The organism is Prevotella aurantiaca (assembly GCF_015262605.1).
Taxonomy (GTDB): domain Bacteria; phylum Bacteroidota; class Bacteroidia; order Bacteroidales; family Bacteroidaceae; genus Prevotella; species Prevotella aurantiaca.
On the sequence record NZ_JABZSJ010000042.1, the window covers coordinates 1 to 22,812 of the forward strand.

Consider the following 22,812-nt stretch of genomic DNA (forward strand, 5'->3'; position numbering starts at 1 on the left):
GCTACTACCAAAAGAGAAAGAAACACAAACTATTTTGTAAACGAGCAGGTATAGAGCCAACGATAGGACATCTTAAAGCAGACCACCGATTATCTCGCAACTTTTATAAAGGTGTGAAAGGAGATGCTATCAATGTATTATTAGCTGCGGCAGCATATAACTTCAAAAGAGCTATGAGAGTTCTTTTGGACCTTATAAAAAGAATCAGCATAGAGCTTGTCAATACAAGCTTTATGCTGAAATATTGTTTTTAAGGGACGACTACTTATTATATCAGTTAAAAACCTTAAGTACTTCGTATTCTAGGATTTAGAAAATCATGTAGAATCAAATATTATCGTAGAAAATTATTATATGTTGTTAATTCTTCTAAGGTAATATCATATTCTTTCTTTATTGGTACAAATAAATGTTTTAACTTTGGAAGCTGTAAAAGTTCTTTTACTTTACCATCTCCAATACTTGTTGAGCCTATAAGTCTAATTTCCTTTAGGCTTCCAAGATTTTTTAGGAAATTTAAAGATGGGATTTCTCCACAATTTTCTATTATGATTCTTTCTATTTTTCTTAATGTCCCAATTTCCTCCCAGTCTTTTATTTTCTTACAGTTCTGAATGCCCAGAGATCTTAATGAATTATTATCTTTTAGCCAACTTAGGGATTCCATCTTAGAATTATAACCTATTCCAAAATGTTCTAAATGTGGCATATTATTAATAGCTTCAAATTCATATATTTTACTCTTTATTAATCCAATTCTTTTCGCATTCTTTAGGTTAGTAAAGGCTTTTGATGACGTTTCTGAACAGTTGTCAATGAAGATGTTTTCAAGCTGTTTACATTCAAAAATTGATGTACAACTCTTTTGGTTATAATTCAGATAGATTGTTTGAAGTGAGGGCAGAGAAGAGAAAGGAATATTAGTTTCACATTTGCCTTCCATTCTTAGAAACTCCAATTTTTTAAAAGAAGACAAGTCATTTAATTCTTTGTAAGTAAGTGTATTTAGACTTAAACCTCTTAAATCCTTAAGCATGGTAATATTTTGAATGTTGTATATTACGTCCTTCGGACTTTTAGTTAATAAAATAATCCCATCTATTCCATTTTTCTTTATAAAGGAAAAATTTAAGGTTTGCTCTATATGTACCTGCATAAAGGTGTAGCTTCTTCCAAAATATTCTTTCCTTAAGATATTCTCTTCCATAAGTTTTATTTTCTGAAATTATAATCTAATTCTTTTTAAGTCTTTGTGTAAATAGACTTTTGCAAATTTACAAAAACTTTTTGTTATAATAAGTATCTATGTTGTTTTTGCTTTTGTAGTAAACTTCATAACTATTTAACTTCAATTTATTAGTAAATACCCTTGAACAGATTCTTATAGTCTAATTTCTTGCAGTTTGAAGATACTCATTATCTTTGCAATGAGACAACATACTGATAAAATAACTTAGACTATTGCCTAAAAAGGGGATACAACTAATGACGAAATTCCTTGAAGTTCTAATAATTAATACGTAATCAAGATAAGATAATCAAAGAGAATAGATATCGTTTTTAACGAAGACCTTATAGCGTGTTTGTAATGATGAGAAATATATTCAGAAGTTCTATTATACTTGTACGACGAATTAGATATAACGACAGCTACGAGATATTGAATATTGATACAGCTGACATCGTATTCTTCTACTAATTTTCACTTTCGGGAAAGATAGTATTAATATTGAAAGCATTTATTGATTAGATTCTAGAGAGAATAACCAAAGAGTACAAAACAATAGTTCATATTGGTCGGTTATTGTTTTGCTTACAGTTTTTATCTTAATATTTTTCCTCTTAAAAAAATTATTCTATATCAGTGGTAATGGGCACAATTGCCACCCAATATTCATCACTGTCTGCATCAATGAACATAATTTGAAAGCCAAGAGGTTTCCATTGTTCGTTAATAAGAAGGCACCATTGGGAGATGTCTCCATCTGATGTTAATGAAGAATCGTTAATGGGAAGATTATGCTGTTTCAAGCATCGTAATTCTTTCATTTTCCATAAGAATGTTTCCAAATCATCTTTCCAGTCAAATCCAGCGACGTAGTTAGAATTGCCGATAGCATATAACATAACCATTTTCTTAAGGTTAGTAATGCTTTTTTCTTCTTCGTACCAATCTAATAATTGTTGGTAATCGTATTTTTTCTCTGATGCAGCTTTAATTTCCATCTGACAGAAGTCCTTTGGACTCTCTAAACCCTGAAGAACGACATTCATTATATCTTTGTCATTGCATGTAATACGCTTTGCTACTTTTATTAATTCTTTTTTTGTAGTAGGAAGTGGAATTTGAGGCACAGATGGATTCTCTTTTTTGATATCCTTTGACTTTGAAAATAAACCTATGATTGGGAGACCGAAAAGCAAGGCTCCAAGCACACATAATCCCCCTTTGATATATTCGTCATTCTTGAACAAAGTGACAGTACCCCACACCATTGCGAATGGTAATAAAATGATAACAAGGTTGATGCAACCATTGTATAGTTTCTCTTTCATTTTTATCAAATTAGTTTTTGTATATTTCTTTACGAAGTTTTATCTCTTTATTAGTAATAGATAGGAACAAAGAATCATGTTCTTTTAAGATGAATCATGTTTAATTGAAAGACAAAACTCTATGATGATATTTTTTCTTTTTTAAATATAAAGGGTTCACGCAAATAGCATGAACCCTTAATATTTCAAGTTTTATGAAAACTCTTTATTTATTAGTCTGTAACTTGAACAGTTGCACGACGGTTGAATGAGATTGGTGTCAATGTTTCTACACCACCCTTACCAACTTGAGTAATCTTGTTAGAGTCAACACCCATCTTAACAAGTTCGCCAGCCAAAGTCTTAGCACGTTCTTCAGACAACCATTGGTTGCGCTTTGGAGTACCTGTTGCGCTATCAGCATAACCTGTAACAAGGAGATTATTGTTGTTATCAACAGCGTACTTAGCAAGAGCACGTACGTTTACGAGGTCTTTCTGAGAAGCGATGTTTGTCTTGTCGATGTTGAAGAATACTGAGATAGGAGTAGAAATCAATTCCTTAACAGATTGACTTACTGTCTCAACTGGCTTCTGATTTGCAAGAGCGTCACGGAGACGAGCATTTTCTGCTTCAGCATCACGGAGACGTGAGTTCAATGCATCAAGAGCAGCTTGGTGTTGTGCATTAAGAGCATCAACATCTGGAGTCTTTTCCCAACCAGACTTACCGAGGTTGAATTGAAGACCCAATTCTACGTAAAGGTTGTTATCGTGTGAATCCCAACCACGATTACCATAATACTGATCAAAACCATCGAGGTCACCTTCGTAGCGGTTCCAACCAGCTTCAGCGTATAAACGCATTTGTTTGCTCAAACGAGCAGAAGCTTGAAGACCTGCGCTAAGACCAGTAGCATATAGGTCCTTGCTCATTGTACGACCTACACCAGCACCAACGAAAGGAATAATGTCTAAAATGCGGTTTTCGCTGTAACCTAAGAACATGTTAGTAAGGTTGAACATTGCTTGACCTTGTGCAATCCAATACTTATTGCCATTGTCTACTTTAGAAGTATGTGAAGCAGTGTTACCTACGCGCTTACCCCAAATACCTTGAGCTTTAACACGGAGACCGAGACCTGGAGTAAACCACTTACCGATAGCAACAGCTACACCTGGATTTGAACGGAAATCCTTGAAAGGATTTGTTTTCAAGTCTGCACCATGTTCCTGACCAGAATACCATGCATTCCAATCTACACCCACTTGAAGGAACCAATTGCTCCAAAATGAATTGGTAGCAACACTATACTTCTTTGTAGGCACTTCGTCTTGAGCAAAGCCAGTCATTGATACACCAGCTAATGCCAATACCATTAAAAATTTTTTCATAACCTTTATTTATTTATACAATCAATTTATCTCTTATTCTGTAATTAGTAAGTTGGATAATTCAAATTTCGATGCAAAATTAAGCATTATTTTTGATATAATCAGCATTTGCTTCAAAAAAATGCAGTTTTATTAAATATTTTTAGCTAATACAGTTTTTTGGCTTGATTTAGATTATAAGTTGTATGTTTCTTTGTCTCAAAAGTAGAGATAAATTTTATAATTACAAAAAAATAATTTGTAATTACAAAATAAAAATTTATAATAATAATTTTGCTGTTTTATAATAATAATTTTTTCTGGTTTGGTACGAAGTAATGAAAAACTCAGAATAGAGGAACAATCATGAAGATTGTATACATTGAAAAACTTCGAAAATGGCGAGAGCAACAAAAGTTGAACTTATCAATTATTCTAAATCTTATTGCTTTTGAACTATTTTAATTTACCCCACATCGCATGTATTATATTATTCATAATACTTACCAACCATGATGATTAAGATAATCGGCTATAAAAAGCATAATAATGTCTACTATGAAAATACTATAGTTAAATATCTTGGCATTTTTTCATCTTTCGTTTCATTGCTGGAGTATCTATTTGCTTCTCATACTCGGTAAAAACTTTAAGGTATCTGTCTTTCCAACAGAATACAAAATTCTCAAATATAAAAGAAATAATTACATAAAAACACAGGAATGGCTTATTGATTATATTTTGAATTTCAAATAATTTACAAAGGAAATGTCCAGCCCCCAACAGTAAAAATCCTGAAAGAAGTATGTGTAAGCTAAAAGCATAAAGTAAGCAAGTGTATCTATCGTAAGTACTTCGCTTTCTATAAAACCTATACACTACGTAGTGTATCATAAAATAAAAGTCTATCATTTATTCCAAAAATCCATATCAAATTCTTCAAAGCCATATTTTCCTAAGAAATATCTGTGCACAATATAGTGAAAGATGGCAATAATATAACGTGAATTCAACGAAATCACGTTATATTATATTTAAGCATAATGCTATCCGCCATGATGATTAAGATAATCAAGTATAAACAGCAGAATAACTTCTAAAATGAAAATACTATAGTTAAATATCTTGGCATTTTTCATCTTTCGTTTCATTGCAGGAGTATCTATTTGCTTCTCATACTCGGTAAAGATTTTAAGGTATCTATCTTTCCGAAAGAATACAAGATACTCAAATATAAGAGAAAAAATTGAATAAGACCAAATAACTGGCTTATTAATAATTGATTGATATCCAAGTAGTATGTCTAATAACCATTCGCCCAGAATCATTAATGATCCTGAAAGAAGTATGTTCAAGCTACAGGCATAGAATAAGCAAGTGTCTCTATCGTAAGTGCTTCGCTTTCTATAAAACCGATACACTACGTAGTGTATCATAAAATAAAAGTCTATCATTTGTTCCAAAAATCCATATCAAATTCTTCCAAGCCATATTTTCCTAAGAAATATGCACCTGAAACAACCCAACCATAAGGAGGAATATAACCAGCACCTGTCATTATTAGGTCTAAACCGCCCTCGCCTATAAAGTTTTTCTTCTTTGCTCTAATTTCTTTTAAAGTCATATAAGCTGAAATAAACCCAGAAGCTATACTCACTCTATTTGCAGTTTTTGCAATACGACTAATAACTTTAGGATTAAATTCATAAGAAATATTATTAAACTTTACCGATGGTCTTATAGAACTCAGATATCGTCCCCTATTATCATAAAAAACATAAGCTAAACTTCTTTTTAATGCTTTTCCAAAATTAAAATCTATCAGTGAAGCACCTGTACCAAGCCCTGAATTAAAATTACCAATAGTGCTCCATTCCTTTGTTTCTACTAATCTTTCAGAAAAACGTCTCTCTAATGTTCCACCTGATTTATATCCTTTGCCATCTTCTCCAAACGAAACATACCATTCTTTCTTATCATATGCATAATGTACATTTTTATAACGAACGTTATTTCTTTGTGCATAGTTCCATGCAGCCAACTTTGTTGGGAACATTCCATAAAAATCTACTCGGTTTACAGGATTATTGTCACAATAAGCATAAGGACTAACGCTATAATATTCCTCTGCCAAAGGATCTATTCTATCCCACGAAGGAAGAGCTGGACTATATTGCCGTGCCCCATAATCGTAAGTATTTAAACCATGCATTCTATCAAATTCTTTTCCATTATATTTGTAAGGTTGTAATGAGGCATTCAGACAGCTTAGGGAATCGCAAAAAGAAGAACCAAAGGGATAATAATTAGTAACTTGTATGATACGTCCTAAATTATCAACAACTTCTCTATTATTTCCTAAATGGTCTTGATTGTAAAAATAGGGTTCGAAAGTGCTAATGTTATTTAATGTGCTATGCATGTCATCTTTCTCAGTCCTAATATATCATCAGCTAAACATACGATTTAAACTCCCTATTCTCAATTTTATGAAACTGATTTAAACTATTCTTTAAAAAGATAGATTTGTCATGGACAGTATCTCCTGTGAGATATGAGAAATCCCAAATTACGTTTTTTCCAGATTCTCCATAATTTATTAATTGTTCTATAGAATAATAAGAAATAGTGTCACTACTAACAGGAAGAGTTTCTACTGCCGTCAATTTATACTGCGCACATATTTCAATAGTGTATAACAAAAAGAATAGAAATAAAAAACTATTTCGCATATAATAATTGTTTGTTAAAATGATTTTAATGTTACAAAGGTATAAAAATAGAAAAACATAAAGAAGGAAGAGAATAAAATAATTGTTTTTAAGGGACGACTATATAGTTATAGTCTTGTTGTTTTAATGTTATACATTCTGTTCTCTATTGCTATTGTGGCTTGCGTTTTCGTACTACGTTTTTTATTTCTTTCGATTGTTCTTTACTGTTTTGTATATACATACAATGAAACCGATAACATTCACCGCGATACCTATGTAAATGATAATGTATTGCTCTTTTGATAGACACGGTTCCCAATCATTATCTAAACAAGGTTCACACAATGGCTGATAATATCTGAACAACAGAAATAAGACGAGGTCTATTATCGTAAGTCTAAAGAAACAACTTTTAAAAAATCTATTTATCAGGGGTGTCTTTATCGATTTCATACCTAAATTCCTTTCCTTTGTTTTTAGGATTTTTAATCCAATTATTATATGTCTTCATAGAGTCTTTTAGAATACCATCTATATTTCCCTGCTCTACTTTTCCTGTGCGCGAATCACCCTTTTTTAAAAGGTCTCTTAATGCTATACATTCTTTCATTTATTGCTGCGATGGCTTGGCGTTTTGTGTGCCACGTTTGTTGTTCTTTTTATTTTGACAACTCCCGATTTGGAGCATTACCTGTGCTGTTCCTTGCCTACTAATTGTAGGTTTATTATCTTTGTATGCTTCATCTGATAATCGTCTAATTAAATAGGCCCAAAGACTTGCATTAATTGGTAAAGGAGATGTAACTGCTGACAATCGGTACTCGCCATACCTTTTGCCATCAATATCCTTTAGAACAAAATAAGAATATCTTCCACTCGTATATTTAGTATCAGGCATTTTCGTTATAAAATCCGTGTGGTACTGGCTTAAATCAAATATGGGTTCTGCCTCTGATAGTAACTGCCGGTATTGCTCCTGTTGCTTCCTCTGTTTCCTGGTTTTTGTTTCTGCTTTTACAGGACGCATTTTATCTATTCGACCTAAGCTGTCTAAGGCTACATAATATTCCTGATAACAAGGATTACTTTTAATAATGACATAAAAATCTTTATTGTCCAAAGAATATAAAAGCTTGGGAGCTATAACTGTATCAAAATGCTGCAATACTTTATCTGCTTTAGTCCTGCTGACCATTGCCATTGAGTCGGCTATGTTCCCTCTATCTTCCTGTGCTTTACACACAAGCGAGAAACATAGCATTAAAATTATGGAATACGCTGCTTTCATCTTGTAATACTTTATTGGGTACGTGGTAATTTCTGTGGGTCAACAATTCCTCCATTAAATCCACCTGCGTGGTCACTGCCATCTCGTTGTGGTAACCCTAATATCGCATATAATAATTGTTTGTTAAAATGATTTTAATGTTACAAAGGTATAAAAATAGAAAAACATAAAGAAGGAAGAGAATAAAATAATTGTTTTAATGGTCGTTTTTAGAGAACAAAAAAATCTTTTCTACCTTTTATGGGTTTATTGTTCCATATAAGTAAGAAAAATTGGAGTATATTTATTGTGAAAAATAACCACTACGTTACGAAAATATATGTTGGTTTATTGCAACATTCTTTCGATATCCGATTGTTTTAATATTGTTAGAATAGGTTTACCATTCGGAGAATAATTAACATTTGTGCAGGCAAACAATTGATTTACAATATTTTCCATTTCTTCGTTACTTAATACTTGTCCGTGTGGAATTGCTGCGTTTTGTGCAAGACTTAATGCTAAGGTTTTATCTATTTCTTCCTTCAACGAGTTTTCTCCTTCAAGAGTAGATGCAACCATATCTGAAACTAGTTTTGAAATATTTAAGCCCTCAATACCGGTGGGAACTCCATTTATAGCATAACTCCCACCTCCCATATTACTAAGTTCAAATCCTATCGCTTCCATTTCATCAAGGATTTTTTGTAATACAGCCTCATTATTTATTGGCAGATTTACAATTTCAGGGAAAAGCATTTTTTGCGTGTGAATCGTATGATCTTCTGTTTGTTTGAGATATTGCTCATATAATATACGTACATGAGCACGATGCTGGTCGATTATCATAAGGCCTGACTTAACTGCTGTCATAATGTAACAACCTTTATATTGATAATGCGCAGGCGAACGTTCCTCTGTAACTATAGTTTTACTTGTTTCGGTGGAACTAAAGATATCCTGTTCGTATGGTTCTGTTTGAATAGATGAGGATTTCTCTATATCTGTTGAGACTTCTTCACTCAGTCCTTTATAAAGTTCTTCCCAGTGTGATTGCGATGTTGTAGAAGGTCTACTATTCTTTGTTTCCTTAAATGGGTTATATGTAGGGTTGAAACCTACAGTTGGAGCGTTAATGTTTTTAGAAGGATTGAAAACTGGAATATCAGGCTTTCCTTCTGTATCAAAATCTATAGATGGAATATCGTTAAATTTGCCTAATGCTTCTTTTATTGCAGCCATAAGAATTTGCCAAATGGCTTGTTCGTTTTCAAATTTTATTTCTGTTTTAGTAGGATGGATATTAACATCAATGTTCTCCGCTGGTACTTCAAAATATAAGAAGTAAGGTACTTGTTCACCAAATGGCACCAAACGTTCGAAAGCATTAACTACAGCTTTATTGAAATAGGGGTGTTTCATGTAGCGATTGTTCACAAAGAAATATTGTAATGCACCTTTTTTCTTTGCTGATTCTGGTTTACCAACAAATCCATAAATACGACAGAGAGTGGTTTCTACTTCAACGGGGAGCAAGTTTTGGTTGATTTTTTTGCCAAATATTTCAATAATTCGTTGGCGTAAACTACAAGCTTTGAGAGAAAAAATTTCTACGCCATTAGAGTGTAGTGTAAAAGAAATATTAGGATAAACCAGTGCGATACGTTCAAAAGCAGAGATAATATTATTCAGTTCAGTCGTATTTGATTTCAAAAACTTTCGTCTTGCTGGTACATTAAAGAAAAGGTTTTCTACTTTAAAGTTGCAGCCAACTGGGCAGAGACAAGGTTCTTGTCCTGTAAATTTGCTGCCTGAGATAAAAAGTTGTATCCCTATATCATCTTTCTCTTGACGAGTTTTTAGCTCTATTTGAGCAACTGCAGCTATTGAGGCTAAGGCTTCGCCACGAAAACCCATAGTAGTTAAAGCAAAAATATCGTCAGCTGTTCGTATTTTTGATGTCGCATGACGTTCGAATGAAAGACGTGCATCGGTTTCTGACATACCTTTTCCATCATCAATAACTTGTATTGATGTACGCCCAGCATCAACTATTAAAACATTTATTGTCTTTGCACCTGCGTCAACAGCGTTTTCTACCAACTCTTTTACAACGGAAGAAGGACGTTGTATTACCTCTCCTGCAGCAATTTGGTTGGCTACATTGTCTGGTAGAAGTTGTATAATATCGCTCATATCTCTTTCTTTCTTAAATAAAATAAACTATCAATAGTATCGCTGTAATCGTTAGAATAGTTGTAATTCCTACTATTAGTGTGAAACGATAGTTTGCCTTTTGACGAATATTTCTATCACTGTGGAAATCGAAACTGCTTTTCCAATTGTTCGTGTCTATTTCTTTTTCGCTTTTATTCTTTAGTGATACCTGCTCTTTTAGTTTGTTAAGACGTTCTTTTCGTTCATCAACATAAATGTATTCGTGATGAAAACGTTTTGGTTTGGGTAAATTAAAGAATATCATAAAAGCAAAATCTCTTGTCAATTATTGATTTTTTGACGAGGCGGTGCGCCTACTTCACTCGGTCGAATGTCGCTATCGTCTTTACGTGCAACCTTTCTGAAGATATCGTACTTGTCTTTTGGTCTTACTGCATCATACCAATGAAAGTTTGGAAGCTGCATTTTCTCGGCTGGAATTTGAGAAATAGGGTAAAGAGTAGACGTAAATTTGTTTGTCCAAATCTTCTCTAATTGTTGCTGGGGCGATAAATAAACCCGCATGGTATCTGTTTCTAAATAGTTTAAACCTACCAGCGAACTATCTTTTTCTTCTATTGGATAGTACACCGTTATTACGTTTCCAATGGATTGCGCAGTTCTTATTTTGCCATCTATAAACTGTGCGTGCATAGTTTTTGATGACACTTGATTATAGTGCTGCTTGTCTTTAAGTTCCTCTATTGATAGTGCATTTCCTAATATATGAACTTCACGAATAGTAGAATCGTTCATGAACACTTTGATAGAGTCGCCTAACAATTGTCTATTATCGCTCCAAACAATGGGTTCCTGATACATTACCAAGCAAGAATCTTTAGTGTTCGCAATGAGAAAGCCACATACAGCTTGTAAATCTGTACGATAAGAACGGACATTATCTACACCAAAAATTTTTCGATATACCTGTGGCGTATTTATATTAAAGGCTTTCATACTAATTGTATCTGCATGTACAAATAGTGTGTCATTGTCTTTCGAGAAGTCTTTAGCTACAGGTCCAGGATTTCCACCATAAGCTATAGCTGCTGTATCGGTGTAATGAACATAATCTCCCTTAAAAGCATGCTTGCTTTTATAATCAATGTAGTCTACATTTCCTTTACCTTCACCAACATGCGTCTTACTATTATATAATAGGTGTTCGCCCGTTATAGTGCGTTTTTTAAGGTCGTCCACAATCTTCACGTTTCCATGTCCTTCGCTGTGTCCTGTTTTTGCATTATAGATAACATCTTCGCCTGTTATGGTACGTTGTTCCTTGTGGTCGATTATCTTAACTTTTCCACGACCTTCAGTATGTCCAGTTTTACTATTATAAACAACATCTTGACCTGTTATAGTACGCTTATTAACTTTATCGTTGATTTTTACATTGCCATGACCTTCAGCGTCGCCTGTAGTGCTATTATATATAATGTTGTTTCCTTCAATATCACGTTGCGGCGACTTAATGGTAGAGAAACCATTAAGTTGCATATGGTCGGTTTTACTATTATATGTTCCATCATTTGTATGTACAACTTCACCACGATTTGTCCGGATAACAGATTTTCCTACTACATTCATCACACCAGTTTCTGTATTTCCGTGTGCTGTCGGCGTATTGATGTTATATTTGGGTGTGCGAATAACGACATTACCATAAAAGTTTGCATCATGTGTTTCGGTATTGTAATCACCTTCGTCAGCAACTACTACATTACCACCATAGTTTAATGTACCACGTCCACCAAAGTAATTTGCAACATTTGAAACCATATTATAATTAAGGCTATCGCACTTTAATGATTTGTATGGTTGACGTACAACAACTTTTTCTCGTGCTCTTAAAGTTTGCATAAAGCCATCATAGAAAGCACGTTGACAGGCTACATTTGTACCATCTTTACGCTTTAAGTTCACATGTCCAAATGCTTGAAATGTATTTTGCTGTTCGTTAAGATATGCACTATCGCATAGCAAAGTCATATCTTTATATCTAAACTTAACATTTCCCTTTGCTATTTGTACGTTAGGCATTTCTATTTGGTTATGTCGCAAAATATCTGCATGGTCAATATACACCTTAGCTCCCTCTTTCTGCTTATTTTTTTGTGCAGAAACAGAGAGCGAGATACTTAGCCCAAACAGGCATAGAATCATGTTGATGAAGATTCTATGCCCGTATAAGTTTATTATTCCTTTGTTATTCAGAATCATCTAATCCAACCTTCATATTCGAAATCACAGTCTCGATATTCTGGTGCCATCTTTATATAAGTCTCTTTTACCTTCTTCTCAATCCATTTATGAATAATGTCTTGACGCTTCTTTGCAACAACGATATCTTTCATTGCTTGTAAGTCCTCAGTAATTGTGGCACGATGTTCATCTACTCTGCTTTTCAACTTAATGATAGCACAGACTTCTTTACCTCTTATATCAGTCATTCTGAAAGGTGCTGACACGTCGCCAACTTTCATTGTCTCGACAATGCGGGCAATTTCGGAAGGTAGTTCCTTCATAGCAAAGTGTGAAGTGCGAGCTGCTCCCGTAATATTTGTCATAAGTCCGTAATTATTCTTAGTATCTTTATCGTCTGAAAGATAAGATGCTGCTTCATCAAAAGTAAATTTTCCAGATTTAATATCATTAGAAATAGAATCTAAGCGATGTGTTGCAGCTTCTAATGAAGCTTCAGAAACTTTTGGTTTCAGCAAGATATGGCGACAATTTATTTTATCACCACGGCGGTCAACTAACTGAATGATGTGATAACCAAACTCACTTTCTATAATCTTTGAAAGCTTCTTAGGATCCGTTAAGTTAAAAGCTGCAGCTGCAAATGTAGGATCTAACATACCACGTCCCATGTAACCTAATTCTCCACCTCTACGTGCAGATTCAGTATCTTCTGAATAAAGACGTGCCAATGTTTCAAAAGAAGTTTCACCATTTGTAACTCTCTCTGTATAGTTGCGAAGTTGGTCTTTTATCCTTGCGATTTCTTCTTGCTCTATTTTGGGAGCCTGTGTAAGAATTTGCACTTCTACATTAGTTGGAATCATTGGAATACTATCTGCAGGAAGCTTTCTGAAGTATTCACGAACTTCTGCTGGCGATACTTTTACATCACCTACAAGTTTTTCTTGCATTTTTTGTACCAACTGACGATTTTTGAAATCATCGTGTAAGTCTTGTCTTATTTGTGCAATACTCTTATGTTGGTATTCCTCTAATTTTTCTTTTGAACCTATCTGTGGGATTGAAATCCAAGCATTGATTTGCTGTTCTACGCCTTGTGCTATTTCAGCTTCAGTTACAGAAATACTATCTAACGCAGCTTGGTGCAAGAAAAGCTTTTGCACAGCAATCTGTTCAAGAATCTCACAATTAGGATTTTTATGCCATTGCTTACCATCAGCTTCGCTTTGTAAGCGCATAATCTCGAGGTCCGATTTTAGAATAGGTTCATCGCCTACAACCCATAACACTTCATCGACAACACTTTCCGAATTGGCGCCCTTAGTTTCAACCGAATCATTCTTCGGCATAAGTTTTGATGCTGAAAGCATTCCTGCTGGCAATCCCATCATCGTGATGGCAGTGCTGGCAAGAAGAAAAGCAACACTATATTTTTTTATATTCATAAAGTCCTTTCAAAATTAATGCTTGTTTACCGTAGTCAATATTTCGCGATTGACTATTACCGGATATTTTTTACGAAGTTCCTTCACCCATTCTTTCTCTAACTCCTCTTGATAGTCAGAAATTACAAGGCTACGAATATCGTCTAAATCTTCTGGTGCTTTGAGTTTCTTTCCATAAACAGCATCAATAGGGTAGTCCTTTACAGGTTTAACTTCTACTTTTTGCTTGAAAATATCTCTATCTACCAATGCATTGTCCCCCATTTTAAACAATCCTTTCTCTACACGAATACGGATAGTGCTGTCATTATTGAATGTAGTGCGCAATTTATCTCCCCATGCTTTAAATGGAACTTTAGCAACACAATCTTTAACGGCCTTTACATCTTCTTGCTTTTGTACATGGTAAGCAATGCCTTTAAAGCGCGGTTCTTTCCATGCATAGTTCTTTTTGTTCTTTTTAAAAAATGCTTGCAAACCAGCTTCGTCAGTTGATGCTTTATCCCAAACAGTACGTGTACTCATTTCAATAAGTAGAAGACCGTCGTGATATTCAGTTATAAGATTCTTGAGATTTTCATCTTTGGCTTCCATTTCAGCGAGTTTCTTTTCTACCAACTGTTCTGGAGTAATACCATTACCCACTTCTGTAGCCATATTCTTCAGTTTTTGGTCAATGATTTGTTCGCGAAGATTGCGTGCTTCTATGAACTGATGAATATCAGCTTTTAAAGAATCGTATGGCTGGAAATCTTCTTTTTTGATATATTTAATAATGTGATAACCAAATGGCGACAATATTGGGTGACTAATTTCACCTGCCTTCATCGAGAATAAAGCATTCTCGAAAGCTGGTACAGTTTGTCCTTTTGTTATCAAAGGAAGTTCACCTCCACGTGCTGCAGAACCAGGGTCTTCAGAAAACTTCTTTGCTAATTCGGCAAAGTTTCCGCCTTTTTTCAATACATTATATATGGAGTCGGCTCTATTAGCAATCTTTTCTTGTTCACTATCAGTTGCTTTTTGGTTAAGTGCAAGCAAGATGTGTGCACAGCGAACTAAGCCTCCGCTATTTTCTATTCTGTCTCTTGTTTCTTTATAAATTTTCTGTGCTTCAGCTTCTACGTCGGCATCAGTAATCATTGTCGGGCGTACTTGCTGGTCGCGATAAGTCATAAACTCCTGTTTAAAAGAAGTAAGCGTATCAAGTTTCGCATCTAATGCAGCTTGAACCTTCAGTTTATAGTTAATAAACAAGTCTACATACTCGTTAATGGACTTCTTGTCTATTACTCCGTCAGTATTATTCTTATTATAAGAATATTCAAATTCTGAACGATGAATAGGTTGTCCATTTATCGTCATAATGACTGGGTCGTTTTGTTGCGCAAAAGCCATTGTACTGCTAAGCAGTATAGATGCGAAAAATGCTGTTATTCTCATTTTAAACGATATTCATTCTATGCCTCATTTGTTTAGAGGCTTGTTTTAAACTTATTAAATTTATATCAAGACGATACTCCCTCCTCGTAATAACGAGAACGGAGTATATATTATTATTCAGGACGTGAATAGTTTGGCGCTTCGCTGGTAATTGCAATGTCGTGAGGATGACTTTCCATCACACCTGCATTAGTGATTCGTGTGAATCGCGCATTATGTAAATTTGCAATTGAAGATGCACCGCAATAGCCCATACCCGAGCGTAAACCACCTACAAGCTGATAAATAACCTCTTGTACAGTTCCCTTATATGGAACACGACCTGCAATTCCTTCAGGAACAAGCTTTTTGTTATCGTTAATGTCGCCTTGGAAATATCTGTCGCGCGAACCATTTTTCTGTTCCATAGCTTCTAACGAACCCATTCCACGATAGCTCTTAAATTTACGTCCGTTAAAGATAATGGTATCGCCTGGAGATTCTTCAGTACCAGCTACTAATGAACCTATCATAACACTGCTACCACCTGCTGCTAAAGCCTTTACAACATCGCCAGAATAACGCAAACCACCATCGGCAATCAATGGAACACCTGTATCTTTTAATGCAGAATAAACATCATAGATAGCACTTAACTGTGGAACACCTACACCAGCGACTACGCGTGTTGTGCAGATTGAACCAGGACCAATTCCTACTTTCACAGCATCAGCACCATTCTCAACAAGGAATTTTGCTGCTTCTCCAGTTGCAATATTTCCTACTACAACATCAAGATTAGGGAAGGCAATCTTTACATCGCGCAATTTACCAATTACACCTTGTGAATGTCCATGTGCTGTATCAATAACGATAGCATCTACGCCAGCTTCTACCAATGCAGAAGCACGTTCCATCGTATCAGCAGTAACGCCTACACCAGCTGCAACTCGCAAACGACCTTTCTCATCTTTGCATGCCATTGGTTTGTCTTTTGCCTTTGTAATGTCCTTATATGTAATCAAACCTACCAAGCGGTTGTTCTTATCAACAACTGGTAGTTTTTCAATTTTATTTTCTTGTAATATTTGTGCAGCCGCTGTAAGGTTGGTTTGTTGGTGTGTTGTAACAAGATTTTCGCTTGTCATAACCTCATCAATAGTTTTATCAAAACGGCGTTCGAAACGCAAGTCTCGGTTTGTTACAATACCTACTAAGCGGTTTTCTTCATCAACAACAGGAATACCTCCAATATGGTATTCTGCCATCATAGCCAAAGCATCACGTACAGTTTTACCTCTACGGATAGTAACTGGGTCGTAAATCATACCATTTTCGGCACGTTTTACAATAGCTACTTGACGAGCTTGTTCTTCGATGGTCATGTTCTTGTGAATTACACCAATTCCACCCTCACGTGCTATCGCAATAGCCATAGAGCTTTCGGTTACAGTGTCCATGGCCGCTGTAACAAACGGAATGTTCAGTTCTATGTTACGTGAGAACTTGGTTTTCAACTCTACCCCTTTAGGTAGTACTTCTGAATAAGCCGGTATTAAAAGGACGTCATCGTAAGTTAATCCGTCCATAACGATTTTATCTGCAACAAATGAAGACATATATGTATATTAGAAAATTTATTGCGTGCAAATTTACTAATTATTATTCATTATCAGTAGGTTTTCTTTTATTTTTCTATCATGTATTAAAAGTATTTAACGCATTTATTAGTTCTATGGTTTTGTGAATATGGAAAGTGGGTGTTTTTGGTATATTTCATACTTCGACTTATCCAAATATTCTTTTATATTCTATCAACAGACTTGATAGAATTGAAGATATTTTCAACTTTTTATTTTTACTTCCAACATTTTAAAAATCTAAAATGGTTTAGATACGTGATATTGGTATTTTTATTATTTATATCCATAAAATAAATTAAATATTATCTTATCTTGTTTTTAGTAAATGGATTGCTTTTCATATATTTGAATAGTCGTATATATTTTTTTTAGCGAAGAAAAGTCGTAGGGCTTCATATTTTTGGGGCAATTTTTGAGCAGATAAAATGATGTTATTATTTCTTGAAGTAAGACTTATAATAGATTCAATTTTGCAGTCCGCAAAATTATAATTATAATTTTTAATTTTGTAATTATAAATTTTTATTTTGTAATTATGTTTTTCATAAAATATAATTATAAATATGATAGAACGAAGACAGAAATAATAATATCTGTATGAAAATATAATGAGCTTATTTTAAACTTAATAAGCGAATTTGCAGTTGTGTGTTTGGGAAAATATACTCACCTTAAATCGGAATATATGTTCAGAGCGTTTATTTACACGACTAAATAAACATACTCATTATTATCATAACAGCACACCCCCATAACAGCAATGCCTTCAGAGTCGTAAAAAGTATTTTTTGTCTTTGTTCTAGTTGCTCGTTAATTCTTTCTGGAGATACATAAAATTGCTTTGTGCGATTAAGTCCATATGAGAACATGTATTTAAATAATAGAAATATTAGGTTTGACATGCTGATGAACATTAACATCATAACAAACCTTACGAGAAGTTCCATTTCTTCTGTTGGCTTTATTCCAGCCAACACTGCAGTAGGAATGAGTAAAAGAAATGTGCCTAATACCCATTTTAAATAAAAGAAAAGTGACTTCTTGCCTTCATTCTTATAGAACATTTTTATTGACAAGAAATAGTGCATGTAGAGTAAAATTATGAGGTAAATGATTTTCATTTATTCTTTAAAATGTTTATTATTGCTTAACTTCTTACTTATCCGTGTAAAAGATAGCTATTGTTCAACTATTGTTATCTAATAATGGATGCAAAGTTACATATAAATTTGTTTTTTTTACTATTTTATATCAACATCTTTTTGTTATATAGGGAACCTATAATGTTATTTTTTCGACAGACAAATTCCTAATAGGGAGAAAAGTCAAATAAAAGGTGGAGATATTTCTAAATAAATGAGTTATGTTAATGTCTGAGAATTGGAGATGTAGGAATGTAAAAAACCGCTTTTCCAAACGGGAAAAGCGGTTTTAAATTACTATTAGTTTGCCATTTCAGAAATAAACTTAATACGGACCAAACGAATTTCTTCTTCGCTGTAATCCTCATCAAGTTCTTTTAAGGCTTCATCAATATCATCTGTCTGGCTATTCATAAAGTAATCGTAGATGTCGTCAATCTTATCTTCATCGTAAATATCCTTTAAGAAGTAGTCGATGTTAATCTTGGTGCCACTATAGACAATTTCTTCTATCTTCGAAAGTAGTTCGTCGAAGCCAAGTCCTTCAGCAATGGCGATATCATCTAATGGTAACTTGCGATCAATACCTTGGATAATCTTTACTTTCTGCATAGATTTCTTAGCCACAGTGCGTACACGCAATTCTTCTGGTCGCTCAATATTCTTTTCTTTGCAATACTGTTTGATGAGTTTGCAGAATTCTTCTCCGTAGCGTTTTGCCTTACCTACACCAACACCTTGTATATTTTGAAGTTCCTGTTCAGTAACAGGGTACATCATAGCCATTTGATCTAACGATGGGTCTTGGAAGATGACGTAAGCTGGAATGTTCATTTTGCGTGCTAAATGCTTTCGCAAGTCTTTAAGCATCGCATACAGCTCTGGATCAGCAACGCTTGTTCCACCCATCATGGTATCATCTATTCTATCTGTTTTAAATTCCTTATCCATTACAATCATAAACGATTTAGGATTTTTCAGGAATTGTTTGCCCGCAGATGTGAGCTTTAATAAACCGTAATTTTCTACGTCTTTCTTTAGATAACCATCTAACATGGCTTGTCGAATAACGGGGCTCCACACTTTAGAGTCTTCCTTTTCACCAAGTCCGAACTCTTCAAGAAGATTATGCTTGTGGTCTTTAATGTCGTCAGTTCCACGTCCTTTCACAAAATCGATAACATATTCTTGGCGGAAATTTTCCTTTAAAGCCTTTACCGCTTGTAGTACAATAGATAGTGCTTCCTGTGCTTCTATCTTCTCTTTTGGATGCAAGCAGTTGTCGCACATACCACAATTCTCTTTCAGATATTCTTCTCCGAAGTAGTGGAGTAGGAGTTTGCGACGACAAACAGACGATTCTGCATAAGTTTCAGTCTCTTGTAACAATTGTCTACCTATATCTTGCTCTGCTACAGGCTTGCCTTCCATGAAGTTTTCAAGCTTCTTTAGGTCGTTCTTAGAGTAGAAAACAATACACATACCTTCTTCTCCATCACGTCCTGCACGTCCTGTTTCTTGATAATAGCCTTCCAAACTCTTTGGAATATCATAGTGGATAACGAAACGTACATCAGGTTTATCAATTCCCATTCCAAAGGCTATGGTCGCAACAATAACATCGATGTTTTCCATAAGGAAGTCATCTTGTGTTTTAGAGCGTGTTTCTGAATCGAGTCCAGCATGATAAGGTTCTGCCTTTATCTCGTTAGCTTGCAACACAGCAGCTAATTCTTCCACTTTTTTACGTGAAAGACAGTAGATGATTCCACTTTTTCCAACGTTCTGTTTTATGAATTTGATAATCTGACGATTGGTATCTTCCTCATCTTTCTTAGGTCGTACTTCATAATAAAGGTTTGGACGATTGAACGAACTCTTAAATTCAGCACAATCTTCAATACCTAAACTACGCACAATATCTGTGCGTACCTTATCAGTAGCGGTAGCAGTAAGAGCTATTATAGGTGCTTTACCAATCTGATCTACGGCCTGTCGTATCTTTCTATACTCTGGGCGGAAGTCATGTCCCCACTCAGAGATACAGTGAGCTTCGTCTATTGCATAAAAACTAACCTTTACAGTCTTGAAGAACTCTATGCTTTCTTCTTTGTTTAGCGATTCTGGAGCAACATAAAGTAACTTGGTTTTGCCGTTTTGAATATCGGTTTTAACATGGTCAATCTCTGTTTTCTTCAATGAAGAATTCAGATAATGTGCTACACCATCTTCTTCGCTGATACCATTTATAACATCTACTTGATTTTTCATCAATGCTATTAGAGGAGAGATAACAATAGCTGTGCCTTCCATTATGAGCGAAGGCAGTTGGTAACAAAGACTCTTACCGCCACCGGTAGGCATCAACACGAATGTGTCTTCGCCTGCTAAGACGTTGCGGATAATAGCTTCTTGTGCGCCTTTAAACTTATCGAAACCGAAAAAATACTTCAGCTTGTCTGTAAGATTGACTTCTGTTGCCATGTTAATAGTTTGGTGTTCCCTTATTAGAAGGTAGGTTTATTATCGCTGCACCTCCATTATTCTTTAAGATAGAAAAGGTGCAGCGTTCATATGGATTTAGGCAGTCTCTAGTTTATTGAGCTTTGCCTTGTCTAACTGTTGCTGTGCATATTCGGCTGTTACCTCGTATTTCTTCACTTTCCTTGAAGGCAATTCAAACATAGTGTCCATCATAACTGCCTCTACAATAGAACGAAGTCCACGTGCTCCCAACTTGTATTCTACAGCCTTATTAACGATATAATCGAGCGAGTCTTCAGTAAACGTAAGGTTGATGCCGTCCATTTTGAAGAGCTTCATATATTGTTTGATAATAGAATTCTTTGGTTCTACAAGTATTTTGCGCAGTGCTTTCTTATCTAACGGGTTGAGATATGTCAGCACAGGTAGACGTCCGATGATTTCTGGGATAAGTCCGAATGAGCGTAAGTCCTGCGGAAGCACGTACTTCATTAGGTCTTTTTTGTCTATTTTCGCCACATTCTGAACTGAATTATATCCAACAACGTGGGTATTGAGACGTTGCGCAATCTTGCGCTCTATGCCATCGAATGCGCCACCGCAGATAAAGAGAATGTTTCGAGTATCTACGTGAATGTAATCTTGATCTGGATGTTTGCGTCCGCCCTTTGGTGGAACATTAACCATGGTTCCTTCGAGTAGCTTTAAGAGTCCTTGTTGAACACCTTCACCGCTTACATCACGTGTTATACTTGGATTATCGCTCTTTCGTGCTATTTTATCAATTTCGTCTATGAATACAATTCCTCGTTCGGCAGCAGCCACATTGTAGTCAGCTACCTGCAGCAATCGCGAGAGAATGCTCTCTACATCTTCGCCTACATAACCAGCTTCGGTGAATACAGTTGCGTCGACAATGGTAAAAGGTACGTTTAATAGCTTTGCAATTGTACGTGCTAATAGCGTTTTTCCAGTACCTGTTGAGCCCACCATAATGATGTTACTCTTTTCAACTTCTATGCCATCATCGTCTTTTGGTTGCTGTAATCGCTTGTAATGGTTGTAGACCGATACAGCTAGATATCGCTTAGCTTCGTCTTGACCAATGATATAATCATCAAGATATGCCTTGATCTCTTTTGGCTTTGGAACATTGTTCATGTCAATATCAACGACATCTGAAGTTTGTTTGCCCAATACTCCAGATTCAATCACGATATTGTTGGCTTGCTGAGCACAATCCTCACAGATATAACCTGTGAGTCCTGTTATGAGAAGCCGTACTTCGTTCTCGCTTCTACCGCAAAAACTACATTTCTTCTGAGGCATTGTTTTCTTCTTTCTTTCTTATTAATACTTGGTCTATCATACCATAATCTTTAGCTTCCTCAGCTGTCATCCAGTAGTTGCGGTCGCTATCGTTCCACACCTTTTCGTATGTCTGATGAGAGTGATTGCTAATGATTGTATATAGTTCTTTCTTGAACTTCATTATCTCTTTAGCCTCAATTTCAATGTCTGAAGCCTGACCTTGTACACCTCCGAGTGGCTGATGTATCATGACGCGGCTATGTGGTAGCGCAAAACGTTTACCCTCTTGACCAGCTACAAGTAGTACAGCTGCCATAGAAGCTGCCATACCCGTACAGATAGTAGTAACGTCGCTAGAGATAAATTGCATTGTATCGTATATTCCAAGCCCTGCTGTTACACTTCCACCAGGTGAGTTTATGTAGATGGAAATATCTTTTCCAGGGTCTGCTGAATCCAAATAAAGGAGTTGCGCCTGTAGAGTGTTAGCAGTATAGTCATCAATTTGTGTACCAAGGAAGATGATACGATCCATCATTAAACGTGAGAACACGTCCATTTGTGTTACGTTCAGCATACGTTCTTCCAATATGTATGGGTTAAGATACTGGTTTTGCATACATGTAACTTGGTCTAACACCATACCATTTATGCCCAAATGTTGGGTTGCAAACTTTCTAAAATCGTTCATTTTGTATCCTTATATTATTTTAATTAGACAATAACAGGATGCGTATATCCTGCATTTCATTATTGCCTTAAGTACAAAGACCATGCCATAACCAAAGCAAGTGTCTTGCATATTCTAACACAAAGATAATCAAAAAAAGATAATTACTCAATAAAATAACTACTTTTTTTAATTCGAATGACTGTAGTTCTTTTCTCATAGGGTTGAAAAAGTACTATGTAGGTGTTATTTTGGAGAATAGATGATGAAGGAGAATTATGTAAAAAGTTATGATTCGTATTATCATAGAAGATTTATCTTAAATCCGGCGTAATGGACATTTGGTAGGCTGAAAAGCTCACGGATTTTAGTAATGGACAT

The 22,812-nt window shown here is 35.1% G+C and carries 17 protein-coding genes; 1 reads left to right on the plus strand and 16 read right to left on the minus strand.

Annotation, left to right across the window (positions count from 1 at the left end; genetic code table 11):
* A partial coding sequence (locus HXN26_RS07825; RefSeq protein ID WP_273160341.1) for a transposase occupies positions 1 to 254 on the plus strand: 254 nt, incomplete at its 5' end.
* A gap of 80 nt (positions 255 to 334) precedes the next feature.
* Here the strand turns inward: HXN26_RS07825 and HXN26_RS07830 are convergent.
* From HXN26_RS07830 to clpP, 16 genes are all read right to left on the minus strand, one after another.
* Positions 335 to 1,207, minus strand: a complete 873-nt coding sequence (locus HXN26_RS07830) for a leucine-rich repeat domain-containing protein (RefSeq protein ID WP_273160343.1) — start codon at positions 1,205 to 1,207, stop codon at positions 335 to 337.
* A 644-nt stretch (positions 1,208 to 1,851) separates the two neighbouring features.
* On the minus strand, positions 1,852 to 2,556 hold the full coding sequence (locus HXN26_RS07835) for a DUF6630 family protein (RefSeq protein WP_273160346.1): 705 nt from the start codon (positions 2,554 to 2,556) through the stop codon (positions 1,852 to 1,854).
* Positions 2,557 to 2,768: 212 nt separating this feature from the next.
* On the minus strand, positions 2,769 to 3,929 hold the full coding sequence (locus HXN26_RS07840) for an OmpA family protein (RefSeq protein ID WP_273160349.1): 1,161 nt from the start codon (positions 3,927 to 3,929) through the stop codon (positions 2,769 to 2,771).
* 1,429 nt (positions 3,930 to 5,358) lie between these two features.
* Complete coding sequence (locus tag HXN26_RS07845) at positions 5,359 to 6,330, minus strand: RHS repeat domain-containing protein (RefSeq protein WP_273160350.1); 972 nt, start codon at positions 6,328 to 6,330, stop codon at positions 5,359 to 5,361.
* 713 nt (positions 6,331 to 7,043) lie between these two features.
* Positions 7,044 to 7,232 (minus strand): hypothetical protein, encoded by a 189-nt coding sequence (locus HXN26_RS07850; protein WP_273160354.1) that lies wholly within the window; start codon positions 7,230 to 7,232, stop codon positions 7,044 to 7,046.
* Positions 7,233 to 7,910 carry a hypothetical protein gene (locus HXN26_RS07855; RefSeq protein ID WP_273160357.1) on the minus strand — a complete coding sequence of 226 codons (678 nt, stop codon included), beginning with the start codon at positions 7,908 to 7,910 and terminating at the stop codon, positions 7,233 to 7,235.
* A gap of 327 nt (positions 7,911 to 8,237) precedes the next feature.
* Positions 8,238 to 10,085 (minus strand): DNA mismatch repair endonuclease MutL, encoded by a 1,848-nt coding sequence (mutL, locus tag HXN26_RS07860; protein WP_273160360.1) that lies wholly within the window; start codon positions 10,083 to 10,085, stop codon positions 8,238 to 8,240.
* Between the two features lie 13 nt (positions 10,086 to 10,098).
* Positions 10,099 to 10,371: a hypothetical protein gene (locus HXN26_RS07865; protein ID WP_273160363.1), complete on the minus strand. Its 273-nt coding sequence runs from the start codon at positions 10,369 to 10,371 to the stop codon at positions 10,099 to 10,101.
* Positions 10,372 to 10,388: 17 nt separating this feature from the next.
* Positions 10,389 to 12,329, minus strand: a complete 1,941-nt coding sequence (locus HXN26_RS07870) for an OstA-like protein (protein WP_273160367.1) — start codon at positions 12,327 to 12,329, stop codon at positions 10,389 to 10,391.
* Positions 12,326 to 13,759, minus strand: coding sequence for a peptidylprolyl isomerase (locus HXN26_RS07875; RefSeq protein ID WP_273160370.1), 1,434 nt, complete (start codon positions 13,757 to 13,759; stop codon positions 12,326 to 12,328). Before HXN26_RS07875 ends, HXN26_RS07870 begins: the two co-directional genes overlap by 4 nt.
* A 15-nt stretch (positions 13,760 to 13,774) precedes the next feature.
* On the minus strand, positions 13,775 to 15,202 hold the full coding sequence (locus HXN26_RS07880) for a peptidylprolyl isomerase (RefSeq protein ID WP_420541273.1): 1,428 nt from the start codon (positions 15,200 to 15,202) through the stop codon (positions 13,775 to 13,777).
* A gap of 113 nt (positions 15,203 to 15,315) precedes the next feature.
* On the minus strand, positions 15,316 to 16,800 hold the full coding sequence (guaB, locus tag HXN26_RS07885; RefSeq protein WP_273160374.1) for an IMP dehydrogenase: 1,485 nt from the start codon (positions 16,798 to 16,800) through the stop codon (positions 15,316 to 15,318).
* Between the two features lie 734 nt (positions 16,801 to 17,534).
* Positions 17,535 to 17,888: a hypothetical protein gene (locus HXN26_RS07890; RefSeq protein ID WP_025000966.1), complete on the minus strand. Its 354-nt coding sequence runs from the start codon at positions 17,886 to 17,888 to the stop codon at positions 17,535 to 17,537.
* Positions 17,889 to 18,266: 378 nt separating this feature from the next.
* Positions 18,267 to 20,450, minus strand: a complete 2,184-nt coding sequence (gene recQ / locus HXN26_RS07895; RefSeq protein ID WP_273160377.1) for a DNA helicase RecQ — start codon at positions 20,448 to 20,450, stop codon at positions 18,267 to 18,269.
* 96 nt (positions 20,451 to 20,546) lie between these two features.
* Positions 20,547 to 21,779, minus strand: a complete 1,233-nt coding sequence (gene clpX, locus HXN26_RS07900) for an ATP-dependent Clp protease ATP-binding subunit ClpX (RefSeq protein ID WP_273160380.1) — start codon at positions 21,777 to 21,779, stop codon at positions 20,547 to 20,549.
* Complete coding sequence (gene clpP / locus HXN26_RS07905; RefSeq protein ID WP_273160382.1) at positions 21,760 to 22,452, minus strand: ATP-dependent Clp endopeptidase proteolytic subunit ClpP; 693 nt, start codon at positions 22,450 to 22,452, stop codon at positions 21,760 to 21,762. Before clpP ends, clpX begins: the two co-directional genes overlap by 20 nt.
* Positions 22,453 to 22,812 lie beyond the last annotated feature (360 nt).